A 23206-nucleotide genomic window follows, 5' to 3' on the forward strand; every position below is an offset into this window, starting at 1 on the left:
CCCCCGACGAAGGAGAAGCCTGTGACGAATGCCGCCCGGCAACAACTGCCCGGCCTGCGTGCGCCGGTCGACCTCTGGCGCGATGCCTGGGGCATTCCGCACCTGCGTGCCACCTGCGCCGACGACGCCTTCTTCGCGCTCGGCCATGTGCATGCGAGCGACCGGCTCTGGCAGATGGACGCGCTGCGCCGCCGCACGCTGGGCCGCTATGCCGAATGGATGGGGCCCAGCGCGCTGCCGATGGACATGCTCGTGCGCCGCCTCGGGCTGGCCGAGTGCAGCCGCCGCGACCTGGAGACCGTGAACGAACGCACCCGCGCCATGCTCTCGGCCTACACCGCGGGTGTGAACGCCTTCATGGCCACCGGGCCGCTGCCGCCTGAGTACGCGCTGCTCGGCGAGACGCCGGAACCGTGGGAGGCGTGGCACAGCATCGCCGTGCTGCGCCAGACCAGCCTGCTGCTGAACTCCGTCTACCCCAAGCTGTGGCGCGCCATTGCGCTGCCGGTGGTCGGCGCGCAGGCGCTGGACCGCCTGCGCATGGACGACGGCGGCGAAGAGCTGGTGTGCATGCCGCCGGGCGCGCTCGCGGGCCGGCTCTCGCCCGACATGGCGGCGCTGGCGGACGCCATCTCGGCCTTCGTGAGCGAGAGCAACACCGACGCCGCCGGCGGCGGCAGCAACAACTGGGCGGTGCACGGCAGCCGCACGCAAAGCGGACGGCCGCTGCTCGCGGGCGATCCGCACCGCGTGCTCGACATGCCCAACATGTACCTGCAGTGCCATGTGGCCTGCGACGAGTTCGACGTGATCGGCCTGACCACGCCGGGCGTGCCGGGTTTTCCGCACTTCGCGCACAACCCCGACGTGGCGTGGTGCGTGACGGTGGCCTTCGTGGACACGGCGGACGTGTACCTCGAACGCTTCGAAAACGAAGGCCGGCGCTACCTGCTGCGCACCGAAACGGACGGCAGCCATGGGCAGTGGGTCGAGGTGGAGCGCCGTGTGGAGCGCATCCGCGTGCGCGGCCAGGCCGATGTCGCGTGCGAGGTGCTCGCGACCGCGCGCGGCCCGGTGGTCGCGGGCGATGCGAAGAGCGGCTCCGCGCTGGTGCTGCGCCATTCGTCCGACGTGGAAGCCGACCGCTCCTTCGACTGCATGCGCCCGATGATGGAGGCCCGCAACGTCGATGCGCTGTTCGAGGCCAGCCGCGGCTGGGGCCTGGTGGACCACAACCTGGTCGCGGCCGACACGCAGGGCCACGTCGGCCACCACGTGCGCGCCAAGGTGCCGCGCCGCCCGGCCATCAACGGCTGGCTGCCGGTGCCGGGGTGGCTCGACAAGCACGCATGGCGCGGCTGGATCGAGTGGGAGCACATGCCCCGGCAGATCGACCCCCCGGCGGGGCTGATCGTGACCGCGAACAACCGCGTGGTGGAGCGGCACGACGACTACCTGAGCACCGACTGCCATCCGCCGCACCGCGCGCGGCGCATCTGGCAACTGCTCACGGCGATGGAATCCGCAGGCGTGCAGGACATGGAAGCGGTGCACCTCGACACGCTGAGCCTGCCGGCGCTCGAAATCTGTGCGCGGCTCGCACCGCTTGCGCTCACCGAGCCCGCATCGGTGGCGTTGCGCGACCGGCTGGTGGCGTGGAACGGTCGGGTCGATGCAGACGCCGTCGATGCCAACGCCTACATCTCGCTGCGCATGGCGCTGGCGCGTTCGGTCGCGCGGCGCAGCGGGCTGGGCGCGCTCGACATGGGCCTGCAGCGCACCATCGCGCCCGGCCTCGCGGTCGACTACCAGCTGGGCTGGTGCGTGCCGCAGTTGCTGCGCGCCGACGACGATGCATTGCTCGGCGGCGCTTCGTGGAACGAGGTACTCACCGAAGCCCTGGCCGAAGTGGCGCGCGACCCGGCGGCGCCATGGGGCGCGCGGCACCGCCTGCTGCTGCGGCATCCGCTGGCAATGGCGTTCCCTTCGGCGGCGCTGCTCGCGCCGGTGGACAAGGGCGCGGTCGATGGCGACAACGAAACGGTGTTCACCACCGGCTACTTGCCGCACCTGGGCGCGCATGCGCACTACGCGTCGCTGGCGCGCTATGTGTTCGACGTGGGGCAGTGGGACGCGTGCCGGTGGATCGTGTTCCACGGTGCATCGGGCGACCCGCGCGACGCGCACTACGACGACCAGACCGCCGCATGGCTGCGTGGAGAAACGGTGCCCATGCTCTATGACTGGGCCGCGGTGGCGGACACCGCATCGAGCCACACGGTGCTCGCGCCGCGCTGAACGCACGGCGCTGCGCCGAGGACTCGCCGCAGCGACGGCAGCGGGGCGTCGAGCATCTGCTGGGTGCAATGTGCGGCGCGCAGTGTGCAGCGCGTGAATTTGCTGCGCGGCCGGCAACCGCGCACGCGTCTTGCAAGGGGGAAGTCCGTCTTGTTTTGATTTTTAACATGATATATCGTGTATCAAATCTCAAAACCGGCACCGTCACCAGACGCCTCGTCGGTGAAGCCCAGTCACAGCGCGCCGCGGCCGCACGTTCCAAAGAGCGATGCCGGCCAGCGCACTCCCAGCGAACTGTCGAAACCAGGAAAGGAACCGGGGTCATGAAGAAATCCACGTACGAGAAGTCCACGCATGCGAGATCCACGCATGTGAGCGCCACTTGCGCGAGATTGGTCGGTTGGGCATTGGCGTCGGCCGTGGGCATGGCCGCGGCCACCGCCTCGGCCCAGACGCCGACACCGGCCCAGGCGCAGGCCAAGACGCTGCGCATGGCCATCAACAACGACCTGAAGGTGGTCGACCCGCTGTTCAGCAACACCTACGTCACGCGCGACTTCGGCTACATGAACTTCGACACGCTGTTCTCGCGCGACAGCAAGGGCGAGCCCAAGCCGCAGATGGTGGAGAAGTTCACGCAGTCGCCCGACAGCAAGGCATGGACCTTCACCCTGCGCCCCGGCCTGAAGTTCCATGACGGCCAGCCCGTCACCTCCGCCGACGTGGTGGCCACGCTGCAGCGCTGGGCCAAGCGCGCGACCATGGGCCTGCTGCTGGCCGACTCGGGTGCCGAGTGGAAAGTGGTCGACGGCCAGACCTTCGCGCTGCAGCTGAAGGAGGGCATGGGCCAGGTGCCGCTGATCCTCGCGGCGAAGACCTTGTTCATCGTGCCCGAGCGCCAGGCCAAGGCCTTTCCCGATGCGCCCATTCCAGAGCCCGTGGGCTCGGGCCCCTTCGTGTTCAAGCGCGACGAATGGATTCCGGGCAACCGCATGGTGTTCGTGCGCAATGCCGCGTACGTGCCGCGCAGCGAGCCGGCCGACGGCCTGGCGGGCGGCAAGCGCGTGAAGGTCGAGCGCGTCGAGTGGCGCTACATGCCCGACGCCAACACGGCCACCTCGGCGTTGAAGAACGGCGAGGTCGACATCGTCAACGTGGTGCCGCCCGACTACCAGGCCTCGCTGCGCACCGACGCCAACATCAAGCTCGAGCAAACCGGCATCTGGCAGCCCTTCATGGTCGCCAACACGCTGGCGCCGCCCTTCAACAACCCGAAGGGGCGGCAAGCCCTGCTGTACATGGTCAACCAGGAAGAGATCCTGGCCGGCATGGGCTTCACGCCGCAGCCGGGCAAGTCGCTGTACTGCCCGGCCGTCTTCATGTGCGGTGGCGCCAACGAAACCGCCGCGGGCTCCGAGCCCTTCAGGAAGCAGGACTTCGAGAAGGCCAAGCAACTGCTGAAGGAGGCCGGCTACAAGGGCGAGAAGATCGTGTTCCTGCAGCCCACCGACGGCACGCAGTCGATGGCTGCGCTGATCTGGATCCAGTACCTCAAAAAGGCGGGCCTGAACCTCGACGTGCAGGTGATGGACCAGTCGTCGGTGCTGGCGCGCGTGTACAAGAAGGAAGGCCCCGCGCAAGGCGGCTGGAGCCTGTACCTCACCGCCTCCAAGAATGCCGACGTCGACACGCCCCTGAGCAACGGCTGGGTGTTGTCTTCGTGCAAGGGCAGCGTGGTGCCGGGCTGGCCGTGCGACGCGAAGATCGACGAGCTGCGCGACGCCTGGATCCGCGAGGCCGATGCCGGCAAGCGCAAGCAGCTGGTCGAGAGCCTGCAGCGCCGCATCTACGAGGCGCCGCCCTACATTCCCTACGGCCAGTACCCCGCGATCTTTGCCGCGCGCAAGGAGGTGCGCAACACCGAGCTGTTCGGCATGGGCATCCCGGTCATGTGGAACATCGAGAAGTAGGGGCGCGGCATGGAATATGTGATCCGGCGGGTGCTCGCCACCGTGCCGGTGATGCTGGTGGTGTCGGTGATCGTGTTCATGCTGATCCACCTGGCGCCCGGTGACCCGGTGCTGCTGATCGTGGGCGACTTCGCCACGCCCGAGCAGATCGAGCAGACCCGCGTGGCGCTGGGGCTCGACCAGCCGCTGTGGCACCAGTTCTTCGTGTGGTCGCGCAACGTGCTCGGCGGCGACTTCGGCGTGTCGCTGTTCAACCAGATGCCGGTGACGCAGCTGCTCGGCCAGCGCATCGGCGCGACGCTGTCCATCGCCTTCTTCACCATCGTGATCGCGGTGGCGCTGTCGGTACCGCTGGGCGTGCTGGCGGCGTACCGCGCGGGCAGCTGGATCGACCGGCTGGTGATGGTGTTCGCGGTGTGCGCGTTCTCGATGCCGGTGTTTCTCACGGGCTACGTGCTGGTCTACACCTTCGCGCTGAAGCTGCAGTGGCTGCCGGTGCAGGGCTACCGCAGCCTGGCCGAGGGCGTGATCCCGTACCTGAAGCACCTGGTGCTGCCGTGTGTGAACCTGGGCCTGCTGTACACGGCGCTGCTCACGCGCATGACGCGCGCTTCGATGCTCGAGGTGCTGCACGAGGACTACATCCGCACCGCGCGGGCCAAGGGCCTGGGCGTGCTGCCGGTGCTGGGCCATGCGCTGCGCAACGCGGCCATTCCCATCGTCACGACCATCGGCGTGGGCATCGCGTTGCTGCTGGGCGGCGTGGTGGTCACCGAGACGGTGTTCTCGATTCCGGGGCTCGGCAGCCTCGTGGTCGATGCGGTGCAGCACCACGACTACCCGGTGATCCAGAGCCTGCTGCTGCTGTCGGCGGCGGCCTATGTGCTGATCAACCTGCTGGTCGACCTGAGCTACACGCTGTTCGACCCGCGCATCCGCTATTGAGGCCACTGAATGACCGATGCCACATTGAACATCCACACGGCGGCGCCGCGGCGCGCGTCGCCCGCGCTGCGCCTGCTGCGCAAGCACTACACGCTGATGCTGGGCGGGCTGATCTTGCTGGTGGTCGTCGTCGCGGCGCTGGGCGCGCCCTGGATCGCGACGCACGACCCGCAGGCCATCAACCCCATCGCGCGCATGAAGGCGCCTTCGGGCGAGCACCTCTTTGGCACCGACGCGCTCGGGCGCGACACCTTCAGCCGCGCGGTGTGGGGCGCGCGCGTGTCGCTCATGACGGGCGCCTCGGTCGCGCTGCTGGCCACGCTGCTCGGCGTGGCGCTGGGCCTGCTGGCGGGTTTCGTGCGCTGGACCGACGGGCCGATCATGCGGGTGATGGACGGGCTCATGGCCATCCCCGGCATCCTGCTGGCCATCGCGCTGATGGCGCTCACCAAGGCCAGCCTCACCACGGTGATCGTGGCGATCACGGTGCCCGAGATACCGCGCATGGTGCGGCTGGTGCGCGCGCTGGCGCTGTCGCTGCGCGAGCGCCTGTACGTGGAGGCGGCGCATGCGCTGGGCACGCCGCTGTGCACCATCCTGCGTCGCCATGTGCTGCCCAACATCCTGGCGCCGCTGCTGGTGCAGGCGACCTTCATCGCGGCTTCCGCGGTGCTGGCGGAGGCCGCGCTCTCATTCCTCGGCGTGGGCGTGCCGCCGCAGGTGCCGAGCTGGGGCAACATGATTTCGGAAGGCCGCAACCTGATCGCGATCGTGTTCTACCCGATCGTTTTCCCCGGCGTGCTGCTGGGCCTGACGGTGCTGGCCATCAACCTGCTGGGCGACGGGCTGCGCGACGCGCTCGACCCGCACGTGGCGCGGCAGCTGTGAGCGTACGGACATGAACATGACGACACCTCACGTGCCTTCGAACTCTGCCCCCGGTTCTGCCCCCGGCGCCGCGACCGCGCCGCTGCTCGAAATCGACGGCCTGCGCACGTACTTCGACACCCTGCAGGGCGAGGTCCGCTCGGTCAACGGCGTGTCCTACCGCGTGGAGGTCGGCCAGACCGTGGGCGTGGTGGGCGAGTCGGGCTGCGGCAAGAGCGTGACGGCGCTGTCCGTGATGCGGCTGATTCCGACGCCGCCCGGGCGCTATGCCGGCGGGGCCATCCGCTATCGCGGCACCGACCTGCTCAAGCTCTCGGAGCCCGAGATGCGCAAGATCCGCGGCAACCGCATCTCCATGATCTTCCAGGAGCCGATGACCTCGCTGAACCCGGTGCTCACCGTGGGCCGGCAGATTGCCGAGACCGTGATGCTCCACCAGCAGGTCGGCCGCAAGGAGGCGCTGGAGCGTGCGACCGACATGCTGCGCCTGGTGCAGATACCGGAGCCGCACCGCCGGGTGAACGAGTACCCGCACCAGCTCTCGGGCGGCATGCGCCAGCGCGTGATGATCGCCCTGGCGCTGGTGTGCCACCCCGAGGTGCTGATTGCCGACGAGCCCACCACCGCGCTCGACGTCACCATCCAGGCGCAGATCCTCGCGTTGCTGCGCGGCCTGCAGAAGCAGCTGGGCATGGGCATCGTGATGATCACGCACGACCTGGGCGTGGTGGCCGAGTGCTGCGACCGCGTGGTCGTCATGTATGCGGGGCGCAAGGTGGAGGAGGCCGACGTGATCGACCTGTTCGACCGCCCGTTGCACCCGTACACCCGCGCGCTGATGGCCTCGATGCCGTCGATGAACACGCACACCGCGCGGCTCACCGAAATTCCGGGCATCGTGCCCGCGCCCCATGAGCCCGAGGGCGGCTGCCCGTTCGCGCCGCGCTGCGGCTTCGCCACCGAGCGCTGCCGCAACGAGATGCCCATGCTCGAAGACCACGGCAGCGAGGGGTCGCCGCACGTGGTCGCCTGCTTCGAGGTCGACGAGGTGGTGCGCCGCACGCCGGTGCCGGTGGCGCAGGTCGAGCTCGAAGCGTTGCACGGGGAGGGCGCATGAACGGCATGAACGCCACGACGGCAACGACAGCAGCGGCAACAACGGCAGCGACTGCAGCGACTGCAGCCAAGGCCCCGCTGATCGAGGTGCGCGACCTGCGCAAGCACTACGAGTCGCCGGGCTCGTGGCTGGGCCGGCGCAAGGCCTCCAAGGTGTATGCGGTGGACGGCGTTTCGTTCTCCGTGGCGCCGGGCGAGACGCTGGCGCTGGTGGGCGAGTCGGGCTGCGGCAAGACCACCACGGGCAAGTCGATCCTGCGGCTGATCGAGCCGACCTCGGGTTCGGTGCGGCTCGAAGGCCGGGAGCTGCTGGCGCTTGACGCGCAGGCCATGCGCCAGCAGCGCAGGGCGCTGCAGATCATCTTCCAGGACCCGTACGCCTCGCTGAACCCGCGCATGCAGGCGGGCGAACTGGTGGCCGAGCCGCTGCGCAACTTTGCGCAGTCGGACCAGGCGGGCGTGTCCAGCGCCGCCGAGCGGCGCGAGCGCGTGGCGTGGCTGTTCTCCAAGGTGGGCCTGCGCCCCGAGGCGATGAAAAAGTTTCCGCACGAGTTCTCGGGCGGCCAGCGCCAGCGCCTGGGCATTGCGCGCGCACTGGCGCTGAACCCCAGGCTCATCGTGTGCGACGAGCCGGTGTCCGCGCTCGACGTGTCGGTGCAGGCGCAGGTGATCAACCTGCTGACCGACCTGCAGGCCGAGTTCGGCATTGCGTACCTGTTCGTGGCGCACGACCTGGCGGTGGTGCGCCACATCAGCCACCGCGTGGCCGTGATGTACCTCGGCAAGATCGTCGAGGTGGCAACGCGCGACGTGCTGTTCAGGAAGCCGCTGCATCCGTACACCGAGATCCTGCTGTCGGCGGTGCCCATTCCCAACCCGCGCGTGCGGGCCGAACGCATCCTGCTCAAGGGCGACCCGCCCAACCCGGCCGCCCCGCCCAGCGGCTGCCGCTTTCACACGCGCTGCCCCATGGCGCAGCCGCGCTGCAGCGCCGAAGAGCCGCTGCTGGCCGAAAAGACGACGGGCCAGTGGGTGGCCTGTCATTTCCGTTGAACGCTCCGCAGGGCGTTCTGTTGAACCGCACAACCAAGAGGAAACCGATACCGATGATTGCCGAATACGACAAGCTCGACGCAGTGGCCATGGCCGACCTGGTGCGCCGCAAGGAAGTGAAGGCCGAGGAACTGCTGGACGAGGCCATCGCCCGCACCGAGGCGCGCGACACCGTGCTCAACGCGGTGACCACGCGCTTCTTCGAGCATGCGCACGCGCGCATCGCTCAGGGTCTGCCAGACGGGCCGCTGCGCGGCGTGCCCTTTCTGCTGAAGGACCTGGGCGTGTACTACGCGGGCCTGCCGACCACCAATGCCTCGCGCCTGTTCGCGGATTTCAGCTCCCCCATCGACAGCACATTGGCCGAGCGCTATGTGCGCGCGGGCCTGGTCATCTTCGGCAAGTCGAGCCTGTCGGAGTTCGGCATCAGCGCCACCAACGAGCCCGAGATGTTCGGCCCCTGCAGAAACCCCTGGAGCCTGGAACACACCACGGGCGGCTCCAGCGGCGGTGCCTGCGCGGCGGTGGCCGGCGGCGTCATTCCCAGCGCGCACGCAGCGGACGGCGGCGGCTCCATCCGCATTCCCGCGGCGCACACCGGCCTGTTCGGCCTGAAGCCCACGCGCGGGCGCATTCCACTGGGCCCGCACATCAGCGAGAGCTGGGCCGGCATGACCATTCACCACGTCGTGACACGTTCGGTGCGCGACAGCGCCGTGCTGCTCGACGTGACGCAGGGAGCGGCACCCGGCGACCCCTACTGCGCGCCGCCGGCGGCCGCGTCGTACCTCGACCTGGTGGGGCGCGACCCGAAGAAGCTGCGCATCGCCGTGTCGCTCAAGTCCTTCGAGGGCGTGGCGCTCGACGCGCAGGTGCGCGCGGGCGTGGAGAACGCGGCCAAGCTGTGCGAGTCGCTGGGCCACCAGGTGGAGTGGGTGGACCCGGTGTTCGACGACGTGATCTCGGACGCGGAATACATCCAGTGCCGCTCCGACATCATCCACGCGAGCATGTACACCTCGCTGCTGCGCCGCAACCAGCAGCTGGGCCGCGAGTTCAGCGGGCGCGACCTGCAGCGCGTGACCGCCATGTTCGGCGAGGCCGGCAAGTCGGTCACGGCGCAGCAGTACCTGAACGCCATCCAGACGCTGCAGCGCGTGAGCCGCAACCTCGGCCAGAAGTTCGAGAACTGGGACATGCTGCTGGGCCCGGTGACCGCCACGCCGCCTCACAAGCTTGGCAAGGTGGACATGGAAGCCACCGACCTCGAGGCCTACAAGGCCAAGGCGCGCGAGCACACGGGCTACACATCGATCTGGAACGTGACCGGGCACCCGGGCATGTCGGTGCCGCTGCACGAGACCAAGGAAGGGCTGCCGGTGGGCGTGCAGTTCGTCGGCCGCTTCGGCGACGAGGCCACCATGTTCCAGCTGGCCGGCCAGCTGGAGCGCGCGGCACCGTGGGACGGGCGGCGCGCCAAGGCATTCTTGCAGGCCTGAAAGCCGCGCGCGGCGAACTCCTACCGGCGCTTCCGAAGCCCGCCCACGGGCTTCGGCCAGGCGGTGCTTAGCCTTTGCGATTTGCAGCAAAGGAAAGCACCGCATGGCCCACCGCAAAGTCGCAGACCTCGTCATCGAAACCCTGCAGCACGCAGGCGTCAAGCGCTGCTACGGCATCGTGGGCGATACCCTGAACCACGTGACCGACGCGATCCGCCGCAGCGACATCGAATGGGTGCACGTGCGCCACGAAGAAGCCGCCGCCTTCGCCGCGGGCGCGGAGTCGTACCTTTCGGGCGAGCTCACGGCCTGCGCGGGCTCTTGCGGGCCGGGCGGGCTGCACTTCATCAACGGCGTGTTCGAGGCCAACCGCAACCGCGCGCCGATGGTGCTCATCGCGAGCCAGATCGTGACGAGCGAGCTCGGCATGGACTTTCCGCAGGAGGTGGACTTCAAGTCGCTGTATGCGGGCTGCAGCGTGTTCTGCGCGCAGGTGCATTCGGCCGACCAGGCGCAGCGGGTGACGGCGCTGGCGGCGCAGGCAGCGCTGTCGCGCGGCGGCGTGGCCGTGGTGATCCTGCCGAGCGACATCGCGCAGACCGAAGTGAAAGAAGGCCTGACCTTCGCCGTGCACCGCACCGCGCCGGTGGTGCGCCCGAACGACGCCGAGCTGGCGCAGCTGGCCGCGCTGCTCGCCAAGGGAAAGAAGATTGCCATCTACGCCGGCCACGGCTGCGAAGGCGCGCACGAGATGCTGCTGGCGCTGGGCCAGTGCCTGAAGGCGCCCATTGCGCACACCTCGCGCGCGAAGGATTTCGTGGAGTACGACAACCCCTTCAACATGGGCATGACGGGCATCTTCGGCGTGGAGTCGGGCTACCGCGCGCTGCAGGAATGCGACACGCTGCTGCTGCTGGGCGCGGACTTCGCGTGGAGCCAGTTCTATCCGTCGAAGGCCACCATCCTGCAGATAGACACCGACGGCAGCCACCTGGGGCGGCGCCATCCGGTGGCGCTGGGGCTGGTGGGCGACGTGGCGCACACCATCGAGGCGCTGATTCCGCTGCTTGAAGAGCGCAGCGACCGCGCCTTCCTGGACGAGTGCCTGCGCCACCGCAAGGACGCGGTCGACACCCTTCGGCGCGACGAGCGACCCGGCAAGGAAGGGCTGATCCACCCGCAGCACCTCACGCACGTGATCGACGAGCTGGCCGCCGACGATGCGATCTTCACCGCCGACGGCGGCAGCCCGATGGTGTGGTCGTTGCGCCACCTGCACATGAACGGGCGGCGCCGCACGCTGGTGAGCCTGCTGCACGGCACCATGGCCAACGCGATGCCGCAGGCGCTGGGCGCGCAGAAGGCGTACCCGGGGCGGCAGGTGATTTCTCTCTCGGGCGACGGCGGCATCGCGATGCTGCTGGGCGACCTGATGACGGCGGTGCAGGAGAAGCTGCCGATCAAGGTGGTGGTCTACAACAACGCGAGCCTGAACTTCGTGGAGCTGGAGCAGAAGGTCGAAGGCCTGCTCGACAACTACACCGATTTGCTGAACCCCGACTTCGCGCGGCTGGCCGAGGTGATCGGCTTCTACGGCCAGAAGGTGGAGCGCGCCGAGCAGCTGCCCGACGCGGTGCGCGCCTTTCTTGCGCACCCGGGGCCGGCGCTGCTCGACGTGAAGGTCAACCGCACCGAGCTGGTGATGCCGCCGAAGGTGGAGTTCAGCCAGGTGGCGGGCACGATGCTGTATTCCGCCAAGGCGGTGCTCAGCGGTCGCGGGTCGGACGTGGTGGACCTGATCAAGGACAACTTCACGCAGTGATCCGGAGTTGTAGCGATAGGCCTCGTTACCGCTGGTACAGGTCCTGGTGCGCCTTGCGCAGCTCGAACTTCTGGATCTTGCCGGTGGACGTCATCGGCAGCGCGGGCAGGAACACGATCTCCTTCGGCACCTCGAAGCCGCCCAGGTGTTCCTTGCAGTGCGCGGTGAGCGCGGCCTCGGTGAAGTCGGCGGGCGCATCGGGCCGGCGCGTGACGAAGGCGGTGATGGCCTCGCCCCAGTGCGCATGCGGCAGGCCCACGACGGCGGCGTTCATCACGCCGGGGTGGCGCAGAAGCACCTCCTCGACCTTGATGGACGGCACGTTCTCGCCGCCGGACTTCACCATGTCCTTCAGGCGGTCGAGAAAGATGAGCTGGCCGTCGTCGTCCATCTTGCCGAGGTCGCCCGAGTGGTGCCAGCCGAAGCGCTGGGCGCTGGCGGTAGCCTCCGGGTCCTTGTAGTAGCCGAGCATCACGTTGGGGCCGCGAAAGACGATTTCGCCGACCTGGTTGGGCGCGAGCAGTTCGCCGTCGTCGCCCATGATGGCGACCTCGTTCACCAGCGTGCCCACGCCCCAGTAGGAGCCGAAGCGCTTGCGCTGCTCGTGCGCCTCGAAGATGGTGGCGCCGGGGTACATCTCGGTCTGGCCCGAGACCAGCGCGAAGTGGGGGCAGAACTCGTCGAGCAGGCGCAGCAGCAGGGTGCGCGACATGGGGGCCATCGCATACACGCACAGTCGCAGGCTCGACAGGTCGCGCGACGCGCGCTGCGGGTGCGCCAGCAGCGCGCCGTACATCATGGGCAGGCCGACCATCACGGTGATCTTGTGGCGCTCGATGGCGCCCAGCACCGCGCCGGGGTCGAAGCCGCGCAGCACCACCAGCGCGCCGCCCACCGCCAGCGCCGACATCAGCACCGTGTGCTGGCCGCAGTGGAACAGCGGCAGCACGCTGCTCCACACGTCGGCGCGCTCGGGGCTGCTAGCCCACTCGACCATGTTGCTGAGCAGCACCGAGTGCACCGACGCGTGCGAATGCATCACGCCCTTCTGGCGGCCGGTGGTGCCGCTGGTGTACATGATGAGCGCGAGCTGCGTGCTGTCGATGGGCACGTCGGGCAGCGTCTGCGGGCCGTGCGAGATGGCCTGCGGCACGGTCGCGATGCCGGGCGGCGGCGTGTCGCCGTCGAGCACGCACAGCAGCGGCGCGACGCCGGTGTCTTGCAGCAGCGCGCCCAGTTCGGGCCTGGCATGCAGCGCGGTGTCGATCACCAGGTGGCGCACCTCGGCATGCGCGAGGATGTAGCCGATGGCGTCCACCGCCAGCGCGGTGTTGATCGGCACCCACACCAGCCCCGCCTTCTGGATGCCCAGCAGCGCGACCACCATCTGGATGGAGTTGTTGCACAGCATGCCCACGCGCTCGCCGGCGAGCAGGCCGAGGCCCAGCAGGTGGTGCGCGAAGCGGTTCGACGCGGCGTCGAGCTCGCTGTACGACATGCGGTGCTCGCCCTCGATCAGCGCGGTGCGCGTGCCGAAGCGGCGTGCGCTGCGATGGATCACGTCGCCCAGTGCGACGCGCGAGATGCGCGGGTGGAAGCCCGGCGCTGCAGGGGAGGGCGAGGGGCTGGTGGGCTGGGAGGGCGCGAGGCCCGTGGCGGCTGCAGGCATGCTGGTGTCTCCGGTCTTCTGTGGTTGGAGCGCAGCCTAAGGCTGGCCCCGCACCACGTCTTGCGAAGACTGGCTACACCGGGCGCCGCGGCGCGCCCCGTGCCTTTGGCACCCGATGCGTCGGCTTTAGAAGCGTGCCTTCAGGAAAGCCGACGGACCTTGCAGCCGAACCTTCAGCCGCGAATCCGCGAAGTTGGCTTCGCGCGTCAGGTCGATGTTGGTCACGCCATAGGAGAGCACCACGCCGATGTTCTTCACCGGGAACCACTCCACGCCGGCCGAGGCGTTGTAGATGTTGCCGTGGAAGCGGCCACCGTTCTTCCACACGCCCGAGGCGTCCGCGAACAGGCGCAGGTCGGGCGTGATGGCATGGCGCACGCCAATTTCGAGCAGCGGCGCGATGGCGTTGTCGCTGGAGCTGTCGCTCACGGTGCCGACCTGGCCGTTCACCGAAGCCAGGGCCGACGCGCCCAGCGTGGCGCGGTAGTAGGCGGCACCCGCGCCCAGGCCGAGCACGGTGTTGCCCGAGCCGATCCACCACTTGTAGGACAGCTTGGCGAAGTCGAGCTTGGTGTTGACGCTGGCGTTGCCGAAGGTGTTCAGCGTGCCGAAGTTGCCGAAGGACGTGGTGTTCGCCACACCGCCCGAGTAGTCGCGCTTGTACTGGTAGTAGTCGAACGAAATGCCCTGGCTGTCGCCCAGCAGCACGTCGGCCGTGACGCGCGGCATGGTCACGCGGCCGGGCTTGATGTCACCCGACTGCAGCGTGCCGTAGGGCGTGTTCACCGAGGCATTGAACTTGGGGTCGGCGTTGAACGCCCCCACGGAAAAGCTGAAGCGGTCGAGCGCGGGCGAGGGGTCGGCCAGGGCGGGCGTGGCGGCCATGAGAAAGCCGGTGCCGACCATGGCGCCCAACGTGCCGAGCTTGCCGAGTCTTGCGGTCCGATCGAAGGGGCGGGTGCGAAGCAGCATGGAAGAAGTCCTTGATGACCTGAAGAGGGTTGGAAAAACGTGACCGCCGCGGCATGTAATGAAAATGAACGCAAGCCGTTCGGCCCTGCGTGGCGCCTGTGGGCGGAGCTCCCTGAGACGAGTGCAACGATAGGCGCGTCGCACGCGTGCTTGCATGCGCGGAATGCCGTTGTGCATGTAGGACTTTGTCGATGGCTGAACAGGCGCGAACACGCGAGTGGTCTGGCAAGGCCAGCGGCTAAAGTGGCGCGCATGCTCAGACACCTTTCCACCACCACCGGCCGCCAGCGTCTTCTCTACGGCGGCATCGCGGCCGCGGCCACCGCGGCCGCGTTGATGCCGGTGCCGCTGAGCAGCATGGCGCGCGGGCTGGCCGGCTGGTGCGTCGGCGTGCTGGTGTACCAGGTGCTCACGTGGTGGCTGGCCGACACCTTCGATGCCAGGCGCACGCGCGAACGCGCGCAGCAGCTCGACCAGCCCAACATCGTGATCCTGGTGTCGATGCTGGTGGTCGTGGCCGTCAGCGTGGTGGCCATCGCCATGATGCTGCAGCAGGTGAAGCAGCTGAGCGGCTGGGAGCGCGCCGCGCACGTCGCGCTGGGGCTGGTGGCGCTGGCGGGCTCGTGGCTGATGATGCACACCATCTATGCCTTTCACTACGCGCACCGCTACTACATCGACCAGAAGGGCGGCACGCCCGACGGCGGGCTGGACTTTCCGGGCAAGGACGACGCGCCCGAGTACTTCGACTTTCTCTACTACTCGTTCGTGATCGGCATGACCTCGCAGGTGTCCGACGTGCAGGCCACCTCGAAGGAAATGCGGCGCATCACCCTGTTCCACAGCGTGCTGGCCTTCGCGTTCAACATGCTGGTGCTGGCGCTGTCGGTCAACGTGGTGGCGGGCGCCATCTAGGGCTCATCCACAGGCCACCCACGGGCCTACGCAGTCGGTGCTCGACGCCCGGCGCTCAGGGCACCTGGCGCGTCGGGCGGAACACGATCTCGTTCACGTCCATGTCCTCGGGCTGGTCGATGGCGAAGGCGACGGCGCGCGCGAAGGCGTCGGCCGGAATGGCGACGGCCTGGTAGAAGTCCTTCATGCCGCGCGCGATGTCGGGCTCGGTGACGCTGGCCTTCAGCTCGCTGTCGACCGCGCCCGGCGACACGATGGTGGTGCGGATGTTCCAGGGTTTTGTCTCCTGCCGCAGGCCTTCGGACAGGGCCCGCACCGCATGCTTGGTCGCGCTGTAGACCGCCCCGTTGACCAGCACCTTGTGCCCCGCCACCGACGCCACGTTGACGAACTGGCCGCCCATCTGGCGCTGCATGTGCGGCAGCGCCGCGGCCACGCCGTACAGCACGCCCTTCAGGTTCACGTCGATCATGCGGTCCCAGTCGCCGATCTTCAGCCGCTCCAGCGGCGACAGCGGCATGAGCCCCGCGTTGTTCACCATGACGTCGATGCGCCCGAAGGCCTGCACGGCGGTGTCGACCAGGTGCTTGACCTGTTCGGGCACGGTGACGTCGGTGGCGACGGCCAATGCACGAGATTGTTCGGCCCCTCGTGGCCCGTTCAGCGTGTCGACCAATTCCTGCAGGCGGTCGATGCGCCGCGCGCCGAGCACGACGCGCGCGCCCTGCGCGCTCAGCAGGCGTGCCGCCGCTTCGCCCAGGCCGCTGCTGGCGCCGGTGATGACGATGACCTTGCCTTCGATGTGACTGCTCATGAATTGCTCCGGGTGTTGATGGAGCGCCCGACTGTAGGCAGCGCACTGTCAACCGACTAGAAGGCCGTTTCTTGCACCACTCGCAAGCACAGGTTGATACTGTCGGGCTCGTATATCCAGCAAATCAGGGGAGCACCACGTGGCCATCAGCGACTTTCGCGCCATCGAGACCTTCACCAAGGCGATCGAGCTCGGCAGCATCCGGCGTGCGGCGGCGGCCCAGGGCGTGAGCCCGCAGGCCGCGAGCCAGGCGCTCGCGGCGCTGGAGGCGCGTCTGGGCGTGCGCCTGCTGCACCGCACGACGCGCAGCATCGCGCTCACGTTCGAGGGGCAGCAGTTTCTCGAGGCCACCCAGCCTGCCCTGGCGGCGCTGGAACGCGCGGTGGACCGCGCGCGCACCGCCAAGGACGAGATCGCGGGGCCGCTGCGCATCGTGGCCCCCAGGTACGCGTTCTTGCCGCTGCTGTGGCCGCTGATCGAGGAGTTCTGCAGGCGCCACCCCGGCGTGCAGCCCGACCTGAAGCTCGACGACCGCATCGGCAACTGGGTGCAGGACCGCGCCGACGTCGGCTTTCGCATCGGCTCCGCGCCGCAGGACGGCGTGGCGGCGCGCCGGCTGTTCGCGATGCAGCTCATCGTCTGCGCGGCGCCGGCCTATATCGCTGCGCATGGCGCGCCGAATTCCATAGAGCAGCTGGCCTCGCACCGGTGCAGCGTGTTCCGCCAATCCGCCACCGGGCGCGTGCTGCCCTGGCTCTTCAAGGTCGGCGGCGAGGTGGTTTCGCACGACCTGCCGCCCACCTTGTCGACGAACGACGCGCAACTGGAGACCGAGGCGGTGCTCTCGGGCCAGGTGATCGGCATGTTGTCGAACCTGTCGGCCGCGCCGCTGATTCGTTCAGGGCGGCTGGTGCCGCTGCTGGTCGACCACGTCAGCGACCACATGGGCGTGCACGTTTACTACGGCAGCCGCACGGCGTTGCCGTCGCGGGTGCGTGCCTTCATCGACCTGGCGGTGGAACGGCTGGCGCAGTCGCGCGAGTACGTGCTGGACGCCAGGGAGCTCGCCGCGGCGGAGGCCAAGGGGCGCAGGAAGCCGCGCCGGCGATGAATGAACGGCACGGGCACGGCACAGGGCGCCGCACGCCGCGTTGCCGCAATGTCCGTTACCGCAAGCTCAGGCCGAAGCCTTGCGCGGCAGCCCCAGTTTGACGATGCCGGTCGACAGCGCCACGCCGCACACGATGACGGCGGCGCACATCAGCATCCACTGCGTGATGCTTTCGCCGAGGAACACCGCGCCGTAGAAGAGCGCGAACACCGGCACCAGGAAGGTCACGGTCAGCGCGCGCGCAGGGCCGGCGCGTTCGATCAGCCGAAAGAACAGGATGTACGCGACGCCGGTGCAGGCGATGCCCAGCGCCAGCAGCGCGAGCCAGGCGCGCAGGCTGGGCATTTGCGCGGGCCAGAGCCAGAGCGCCGGAATGGCCAGGAACAGGGTGGCGCCGATCTGGCTGCCGGTGGCCGTGGTGAGCGCGGGCACGCCGCCCAGGTGCGCCCGCGTGGCGCTGGCCGAAATGCCGTAGCACAGGCACGCGCCCAGGCAGGCCAGCACCGCGAAGAGCGCGGCATTGCCGCTGGCGCCCGCATGCAGGCCGGCGCTGCGGCTGGCCAGCATGGCGACGCCGGCAAAGCCGATCACCAGCCCCACGATGCGCGAGCCTGCCGGGCGCTCGCGAAACCACGCCCACGCCACCAGCGCGCCGAACATCGGCGTGGTCGCGTTGAGCACGGCGGCCAGGCCGGTGTTGATGGTCAGCAGCGCGAAGCAGAAGAGCGCGAAGGGCATGCCCGAGTTGAAGACGCCGACCGCGAAGCTGGCCTTCCAGTGCTTCGCCAGGCTGGGGCCCTGGCCGCGCAGCAGCGCGATGGGCAGCAGGAACAGCGCGGCGATCGCCACGCGCACCGCGGCCGCCGGCAGCGCGCCGAACTCGGCCGCGCCGATGCGCATGAACAGGAAGGAGGCGCCCCAGAGCGCGCCGAGCAGCACGAGGTCGACGAGCCAGGCCTTGGGGGCGAGGGGTTTGGCGGGGGTGGTGTTGTTGGTCGTGGCGGTCATGCGTCCTCTGTTTTTATGGGGTGCCCTGCACTTGCGAGCTGGTGAGCCGGTGCGCGCGAGCGTGTGAACTCAGCGCGCCTTCTCCAGCTCGAGCAGGGCGGTCTTGCGCTCCAGCCCGCCAGCGTAACCGGTCAGCGAACCGTCGGCGCCCAGCACGCGGTGGCAGGGCACGATCACGCTGATCGGGTTGCGCCCCACGGCCGCGCCCACCGCGCGCACGGCGCTCGGGTTGCCCACGTTCGCGCTGAGCGCGCCGTAGCTCACGGTGGCGCCGGCCGGAATGGCCAGCAGCTGCTGCCACACGCTCTGCTGGAAGGCAGTGCCGTGCGACAGGTCGAGCTTCATGTCGAAGCTGTCGCGCTTGCCGGCGAAGTAGTCGCGCAGCTGCGCGGCCGCCTCGACCAGCGCCGGGTGGTCGTCCCGGGTGATCCAGCCCGTGGTGTCGGGCCAGTGGCGTTGCTGGTCGAACCAGACGCCGGCCAGGCCCTGGTCGGTGGCCGCCATCGTCATGCCGCCCAGCGGCGTGTCGAGGTGCGAGCTGTAGATGACTTTGCTCTTGAACTTCATGGCGTTTCAGGCGGCAAGGCCTGCCGTGGTGACGAGGGGGAGTGCCGTGGCGGTTGCGTCCGCACCCGGCAACGAGGAAGAAGGAGAAGAAAGGGAAGGGGAGGCCGTGGGCGCATGCCACGCGCGCAGCACCGCATAGCTGCGCCACGGCCGCCAGGCCTGCGAGGCCTCGCTGGCGGCGCGCGCCGTGCTCACGCCCAGCGCCTTCTGCAGCGCGACGTCGCCGGCCGGAAAGGCGTCGGGCCAGCGCAGCGCGCGCATGGCGATGTACTGCGCGGTCCAGGCGCCGATGCCCGGCAGCTCTTGCAGGGCCGCGATGGTCGAGGGCACGTCGGCACCCGCATGCAGCGCCAGCTTGCCGTCCAGCACCTGCTGGGCAATGGCGTGCAGCGCGGTCTGCCGCTGCCGCACGATGCCGAGCTGGCCCAGCGCGTCACCGCTGGCCGCCGCGATGGCGGCGGGCGTGGGAAACAGCCGGGCCAGGCCGTCGATGGGCGTGGCCAGCGGCTCGCCGAAGGCCTCGACCAGCCGCGAGCCCAGCGTGCGCGCCGCGGCCACCGTGACCTGCTGGCCCAGCACCGCGCGCACCGCCAGCTCGAAGCCGTCGACCGCGCCGGGCACGCGCAGCCCGTCGCCGTGCGGAAACGCCGCGTGCAGCGCCGCGTTGATGGCCATCGGCTCGGCGTCGAGGTCGAACAGCGCCCGCGCGCGGCTGATGACGATCGGCAGCACGGGCGCGAGCGAGTCGCTGACCGACAGCAGCACCTGCTCGCGCTCCAGGTCGAAGCGCAGCTGCAGCCAGCCGGCATGCGCCTGCGCGCCCTGCTGGATGCGCAGCGTGCGCGACAGCTTCACATAGGTGGGCGTGCTGCCCTTGGCGGGCTCCTTGCCGTCCGCCGTCGACACGGCTTCGATGCCCCGCAGCGCGCGGCGCGCGAAGAAGCCGAGCATGGCGTTGGCGTCGTAGGGCGGCCGAAAACCCAGCCGCACCTCGATGGGCCTGGCGGGGCCGCCTTCACCGTCGGCCGCGGTGCCGCCGGCGCGGCGCAGGGCGCTGGGGTTCAGACCGTAGTGTTCGAGAAAGGCCGCGTTGAAGCGCCGCACGCTCGCGAAGCCGCTGGCCAGCGCCACCTGCGTCATCGGCAGGCGCGTGTCGGCGATGAGCTGTTTGGCGGCCAGCAGGCGGCGCGTCTGCAGGTACTGCAGCGGCGACACGCCGAACTGCACCTCGAAGATGCGCCGCAGGTGGCGGTCGCTCACGCCCAGCCGCGCGGCGATCTGCGCGGCGCCGGGGCCGTCTTCGGCCCATGCGTCGGGCTCGTCGATGAGCCGTGCCGCCTGCAGCGCGAGGATGCGCGAGGCGTCTTCGGTCGACCAGCTGGCCGCGCCGTTCGCGCGGGGGGCCAGCTCGGGCCGGCAGCGCAGGCAGGGGCGAAAGCCCGCGGCCTCGGCCTGCGCCGCGTGGCGGAAGAAGCGGCAGTTCTCGCGCCGCGGCAGCTTCACGCGGCACACCGGGCGGCAGTAGATGCCGGTGGAGGTCACCGCGGTGAAGAACGACCCGTCGAAGCGCGCGTCGTGCGTCTTCATCGCCAGGTAGCAGGCGTCGCTCTCGAGCGCTTCGGTGGGGGCGTGGGTGGTAGGCATGGGGAAATCATAAGGTTTCGAGTCGTTTCAACTGGCCGTTTTCGGACATGTGCCTGCCCGGTGCCTTGCCTACAATGCCCCGTTCGCAAAACCAACGGGAATCGCACTTCATGCAGCTCAGCGCGTCGATCTTCAAGGCCTATGACATCCGCGGCGTGGTGCCCACAACCCTCGATGCCGACGTGGCCGAAGCGCTCGGCCGGGCCTTCGGCAGCGCCGCGCGCGCCGCCGGCGAGAAGTCGGTGGCGGTGGGGCGCGACGGACGCCTGTCGGGCCCCGCGCTGGCCGAGGCGCTGATCAAGGGCCTGGTGGCCACCGGCGTCGAGGTGATCGACGTGGGCGCGGTCACCACCCCCATGCTGTACTTCGCGGCCCACACGCTGTGCACGAGCGGCATCCAGGTCACGGGCAGCCACAACCCCAAGGACTACAACGGCTTCAAGATGGTGCTGGCCGGCCGCGCGATCTACGGCGAAGAAATCCAGGGCCTGCGCAAGACCATGGAAGCCGGCAGCGCCCAGCTAGCGCCCGGCGGCAGCGTGCGCAGGGTCGACGTGACCGAGGCCTACGTGAAGCGCATTGCCGGCGACATCAAGCTGGCGCGCCCCATGAAGATCGTGGTCGATTCGGGCAACGGCATTGCCGGCGCCTCGGCCCCGGCCATCTTCCGCGCCATCGGCTGCGACGTGACCGAGCTGTACAGCGAGGTCGACGGCAACTTCCCCAACCACCATCCCGACCCGAGCAAGCCCGAGAACCTGAAGGACCTGATGGCCGCGCTGGCCGCCGGCGACGCCGAACTGGGCCTGGCCTTCGACGGCGACGGCGACCGCCTGGGCATCGTCACCAAGGACGGCCAGAACATCTTCCCCGACCGCCAGATGCAGCTCTTCGCGCAGGACGTGCTGTCGCGCGTGCCGGGCGGCACCATCATCTTCGACGTGAAGTGCTCGCAGCGGCTGGCGCCGGCCATCGAGGCGGCCGGCGGCAAGGCCATGATCTACAAGACCGGCCACTCGCTCATCAAGGCGAAGATGAAGGAAATCGATTCGCCGCTGGGCGGCGAAATGAGCGGCCACATCTTCTTCAAGGAGCGCTGGTTCGGCTTCGACGACGGCACCTACGCGGGCTGCCGCCTGCTCGAGATACTGAGCAAGAGCCCCGACGCCAACGCCGTGCTCAACGGGCTGCCCACCAGCTTCTCTACGCCCGAGCTGAACGTGGCCTGCGCCGAAGGCGAGCCGCACACCGTGGTCGAGCAGCTCGTGAAGGGCGCCAGCTTCGCGGCGCCCGCGAAGGTCTCGACCATCGACGGCCTGCGCGTGGACTGGCCCGATGGCTTCGGGCTGATTCGCGCATCCAACACCACCCCCGTGCTCGTGCTTCGCTTCGAAGGCCAGACCGATGCCGCGCTGAAGCGCATCGAAGCCGAGATGCTCGCGCTGCTGCGCACGGCCAAGCCCGACGCCAGGCTGGCCGAAGCCAGCCACTGAACTGAAACGAACCGACCCTGTGCGTTCCTTGTTGCTGCGCCTGTACGGCGTCTTCACCACCGTTGTGCAACCGCTGGTGCGCCGCAAGCTGCGGCGCCGTGCGCAGGCCGAGCCGGGCTATGGCGTGGCCGTGGAGGAGCGCTTCGGCCACTACGACGCGGCCACCACCGGCCAGGCGCAGTGCTGGGTGCACGCCGTGTCGCTCGGCGAGACGCGTGCCGCCGCCATCCTGATCGCCGAGCTGCGCCGCCAGTACCCGGGCGTGCCCATTCTGCTGACGCACGGCACCGCCACCGGCCGCGAAGAGGGCGCCAAGCTGCTCGAACCCGGCGACACGCAGGTGTGGCAGCCCTGGGACACGCCGGGCGCCGTGAAGCGTTTCCTGGACAAGTTCGAGCCGCGCATCGGCGTGCTGATGGAAACCGAGGTCTGGCCCGTGATGGCCGCCGCCTGCGCCGAGCGCCGCATTCCGCTGGTGCTGGCTAATGCGCGGCTCAGCGAAAAGTCGCTGGCCGCGGCCGAGCGCCTGGCCTGGCTGTCGCGCCCCGCGTATTCGGCGCTGACGGCCGTGTGGGCGCAAACAGAGGCCGACGCGCACCGGCTGGTGTCGCTGGGCGCCAAGGTGGCCGGCGTGTACGGCAACCTGAAGTTCGACGCCACGCCCGACGAGCGCCAGCTCACCGCGGCCGTGTCGCTGCGCGAGCGGCTGCCCAAGCCGATGGTGGTGCTCGCGAGCTCGCGCGACGGCGAGGAGCGCATGCTGCTCGAAGTGCTCAAGCGCTTCGGCGCCACGCAGCCGGTGCCGCCGGAGCAGGGCGCGATCCGCTCGATTGCCAAGCGCGTGCACGACGTGCAATGGATGATCGTGCCGCGCCACCCGCAGCGCTTCGACGAAGTGGCCGCGCTGATCGAGGCCGAGGGCTTCGCCGTGGCGCGCCGCAGCGCCGCGGGGCAGCCGGCCGAGGCCGAGATCTGGCTGGGCGATTCGCTCGGTGAAATGGCGCTGTACTACGGCCTGGCCGACGTGGCGCTGCTGGGCGGCAGCTTCGAGCCGCTGGGCGGGCAGAACCTGATCGAGCCGGCCGCCTGCGGCTGCCCGGTGGTGATGGGCCCGTCGACCTTCAATTTCGCCGAGGCTTCGCAGCTGTCGCTGCAGGCGGGTGCGTCGCTGCGTGTCGAGGGCATGGAGCAGGCGGTGACGGCGGCGCTGAAGCTGGTCGAGAACCCCGAGCGCCGCGCCGTGATGGCACAGGCCGCGCTGGGCTTTTCGTCGTCGAACCGCGGGGCCGCCGAGCGCACGGCGACGGCGGTGCTGGCGATTGCGCAGGCCGCGGAACCGGTCGCGACCGCGGCCGCGCCGCTGGACGACACCGAACCGCCGCGCGCGGAACCCACGCTGGACTGAGTTTTGTATTTGCTCCT

18 protein-coding genes are annotated in these 23206 nt (G+C 69.4%); 12 read left to right on the top strand and 6 right to left on the bottom strand.

From position 1 onward, the window contains the following. Positions 1–21 precede the first annotated feature (21 nt). The 8 genes from QTI51_RS33490 (at position 22) to QTI51_RS33525 (ending at position 11591) form a co-directional block, all read left to right on the top strand. A complete protein-coding gene (locus QTI51_RS33490) occupies positions 22–2298 on the top strand; it encodes a penicillin acylase family protein (RefSeq protein WP_116912755.1) in 2277 nt (758 codons plus the stop codon). 323 nt (positions 2299–2621) lie between these two features. Then, the gene (locus QTI51_RS33495; RefSeq protein WP_116912756.1) at positions 2622–4268 is read left to right on the top strand and encodes an ABC transporter substrate-binding protein; all 1647 of its coding nucleotides are present in this window, start codon (positions 2622–2624) and stop codon (positions 4266–4268) included. 9 nt (positions 4269–4277) lie between these two features. Beyond that, positions 4278–5213, top strand: coding sequence for an ABC transporter permease (locus QTI51_RS33500; protein WP_116912757.1), 936 nt, complete (start codon positions 4278–4280; stop codon positions 5211–5213). Positions 5214–5222: 9 nt separating this feature from the next. Further along, the gene (locus QTI51_RS33505) at positions 5223–6101 is read left to right on the top strand and encodes an ABC transporter permease (RefSeq protein WP_116912758.1); all 879 of its coding nucleotides are present in this window, start codon (positions 5223–5225) and stop codon (positions 6099–6101) included. 16 nt (positions 6102–6117) lie between these two features. Then, positions 6118–7218: an ABC transporter ATP-binding protein gene (locus tag QTI51_RS33510; protein WP_116912910.1), complete on the top strand. Its 1101-nt coding sequence runs from the start codon at positions 6118–6120 to the stop codon at positions 7216–7218. A 5-nt stretch (positions 7219–7223) separates the two neighbouring features. After that, positions 7224–8270, top strand: coding sequence for an oligopeptide/dipeptide ABC transporter ATP-binding protein (locus QTI51_RS33515; RefSeq protein ID WP_116912911.1), 1047 nt, complete (start codon positions 7224–7226; stop codon positions 8268–8270). A gap of 53 nt (positions 8271–8323) precedes the next feature. Further along, complete coding sequence (locus QTI51_RS33520; protein WP_116912759.1) at positions 8324–9769, top strand: amidase; 1446 nt, start codon at positions 8324–8326, stop codon at positions 9767–9769. 103 nt (positions 9770–9872) lie between these two features. Continuing rightward, positions 9873–11591 carry a thiamine pyrophosphate-dependent enzyme gene (locus tag QTI51_RS33525; RefSeq protein ID WP_116912760.1) on the top strand — a complete coding sequence of 573 codons (1719 nt, stop codon included), beginning with the start codon at positions 9873–9875 and terminating at the stop codon, positions 11589–11591. 25 nt (positions 11592–11616) lie between these two features. Here the strand turns inward: QTI51_RS33525 and QTI51_RS33530 are convergent, their stop codons facing one another. Both QTI51_RS33530 and QTI51_RS33535 read right to left on the bottom strand, forming a co-directional pair. Then, positions 11617–13260 (bottom strand): class I adenylate-forming enzyme family protein, encoded by a 1644-nt coding sequence (locus QTI51_RS33530; protein WP_116912761.1) that lies wholly within the window; start codon positions 13258–13260, stop codon positions 11617–11619. A gap of 126 nt (positions 13261–13386) precedes the next feature. Beyond that, entirely contained in the window at positions 13387–14232 is an 846-nt protein-coding gene (locus QTI51_RS33535; RefSeq protein WP_116912762.1) for a hypothetical protein, read from the bottom strand. Positions 14233–14484: 252 nt separating this feature from the next. Here QTI51_RS33535 and QTI51_RS33540 point away from each other — a divergent pair, with 252 nt between their 5' ends. Continuing rightward, positions 14485–15147: a DUF1345 domain-containing protein gene (locus QTI51_RS33540; protein WP_116912763.1), complete on the top strand. Its 663-nt coding sequence runs from the start codon at positions 14485–14487 to the stop codon at positions 15145–15147. A gap of 55 nt (positions 15148–15202) precedes the next feature. On the opposite strand, the gene QTI51_RS33545 is transcribed toward QTI51_RS33540, so the two are convergent. After that, entirely contained in the window at positions 15203–15961 is a 759-nt protein-coding gene (locus tag QTI51_RS33545) for an SDR family oxidoreductase (RefSeq protein ID WP_116912764.1), read from the bottom strand. A 139-nt stretch (positions 15962–16100) separates the two neighbouring features. On the opposite strand from QTI51_RS33545, the gene QTI51_RS33550 reads away from it, so the two are divergent. After that, on the top strand, positions 16101–17072 hold the full coding sequence (locus QTI51_RS33550; RefSeq protein WP_116912765.1) for a LysR family transcriptional regulator: 972 nt from the start codon (positions 16101–16103) through the stop codon (positions 17070–17072). A 66-nt stretch (positions 17073–17138) separates the two neighbouring features. On the opposite strand, the gene QTI51_RS33555 is transcribed toward QTI51_RS33550, so the two are convergent. The 3 genes from QTI51_RS33555 to QTI51_RS33565 all read right to left on the bottom strand — a co-directional run bounded on the left by QTI51_RS33555 (position 17139) and on the right by QTI51_RS33565 (position 20291). Further along, the gene (locus tag QTI51_RS33555) at positions 17139–18080 is read right to left on the bottom strand and encodes a DMT family transporter (protein ID WP_116912766.1); all 942 of its coding nucleotides are present in this window, start codon (positions 18078–18080) and stop codon (positions 17139–17141) included. 69 nt (positions 18081–18149) lie between these two features. After that, positions 18150–18647 carry a methylated-DNA--[protein]-cysteine S-methyltransferase gene (locus QTI51_RS33560; protein ID WP_116912767.1) on the bottom strand — a complete coding sequence of 166 codons (498 nt, stop codon included), beginning with the start codon at positions 18645–18647 and terminating at the stop codon, positions 18150–18152. Positions 18648–18653: 6 nt separating this feature from the next. Continuing rightward, entirely contained in the window at positions 18654–20291 is a 1638-nt protein-coding gene (locus QTI51_RS33565) for a DNA-3-methyladenine glycosylase 2 family protein (protein ID WP_116912768.1), read from the bottom strand. A gap of 110 nt (positions 20292–20401) precedes the next feature. On the opposite strand from QTI51_RS33565, the gene QTI51_RS33570 reads away from it, so the two are divergent. Next, positions 20402–21784, top strand: coding sequence for a phosphomannomutase/phosphoglucomutase (locus QTI51_RS33570; RefSeq protein ID WP_116912912.1), 1383 nt, complete (start codon positions 20402–20404; stop codon positions 21782–21784). A 19-nt stretch (positions 21785–21803) separates the two neighbouring features. Continuing rightward, positions 21804–23189 carry a 3-deoxy-D-manno-octulosonic acid transferase gene (locus QTI51_RS33575; protein WP_116912769.1) on the top strand — a complete coding sequence of 462 codons (1386 nt, stop codon included), beginning with the start codon at positions 21804–21806 and terminating at the stop codon, positions 23187–23189. Positions 23190–23206 lie beyond the last annotated feature (17 nt).

The organism is Variovorax sp. J22G73, from assembly GCF_030317035.1.
GTDB lineage: Bacteria > Pseudomonadota > Gammaproteobacteria > Burkholderiales > Burkholderiaceae_C > Variovorax.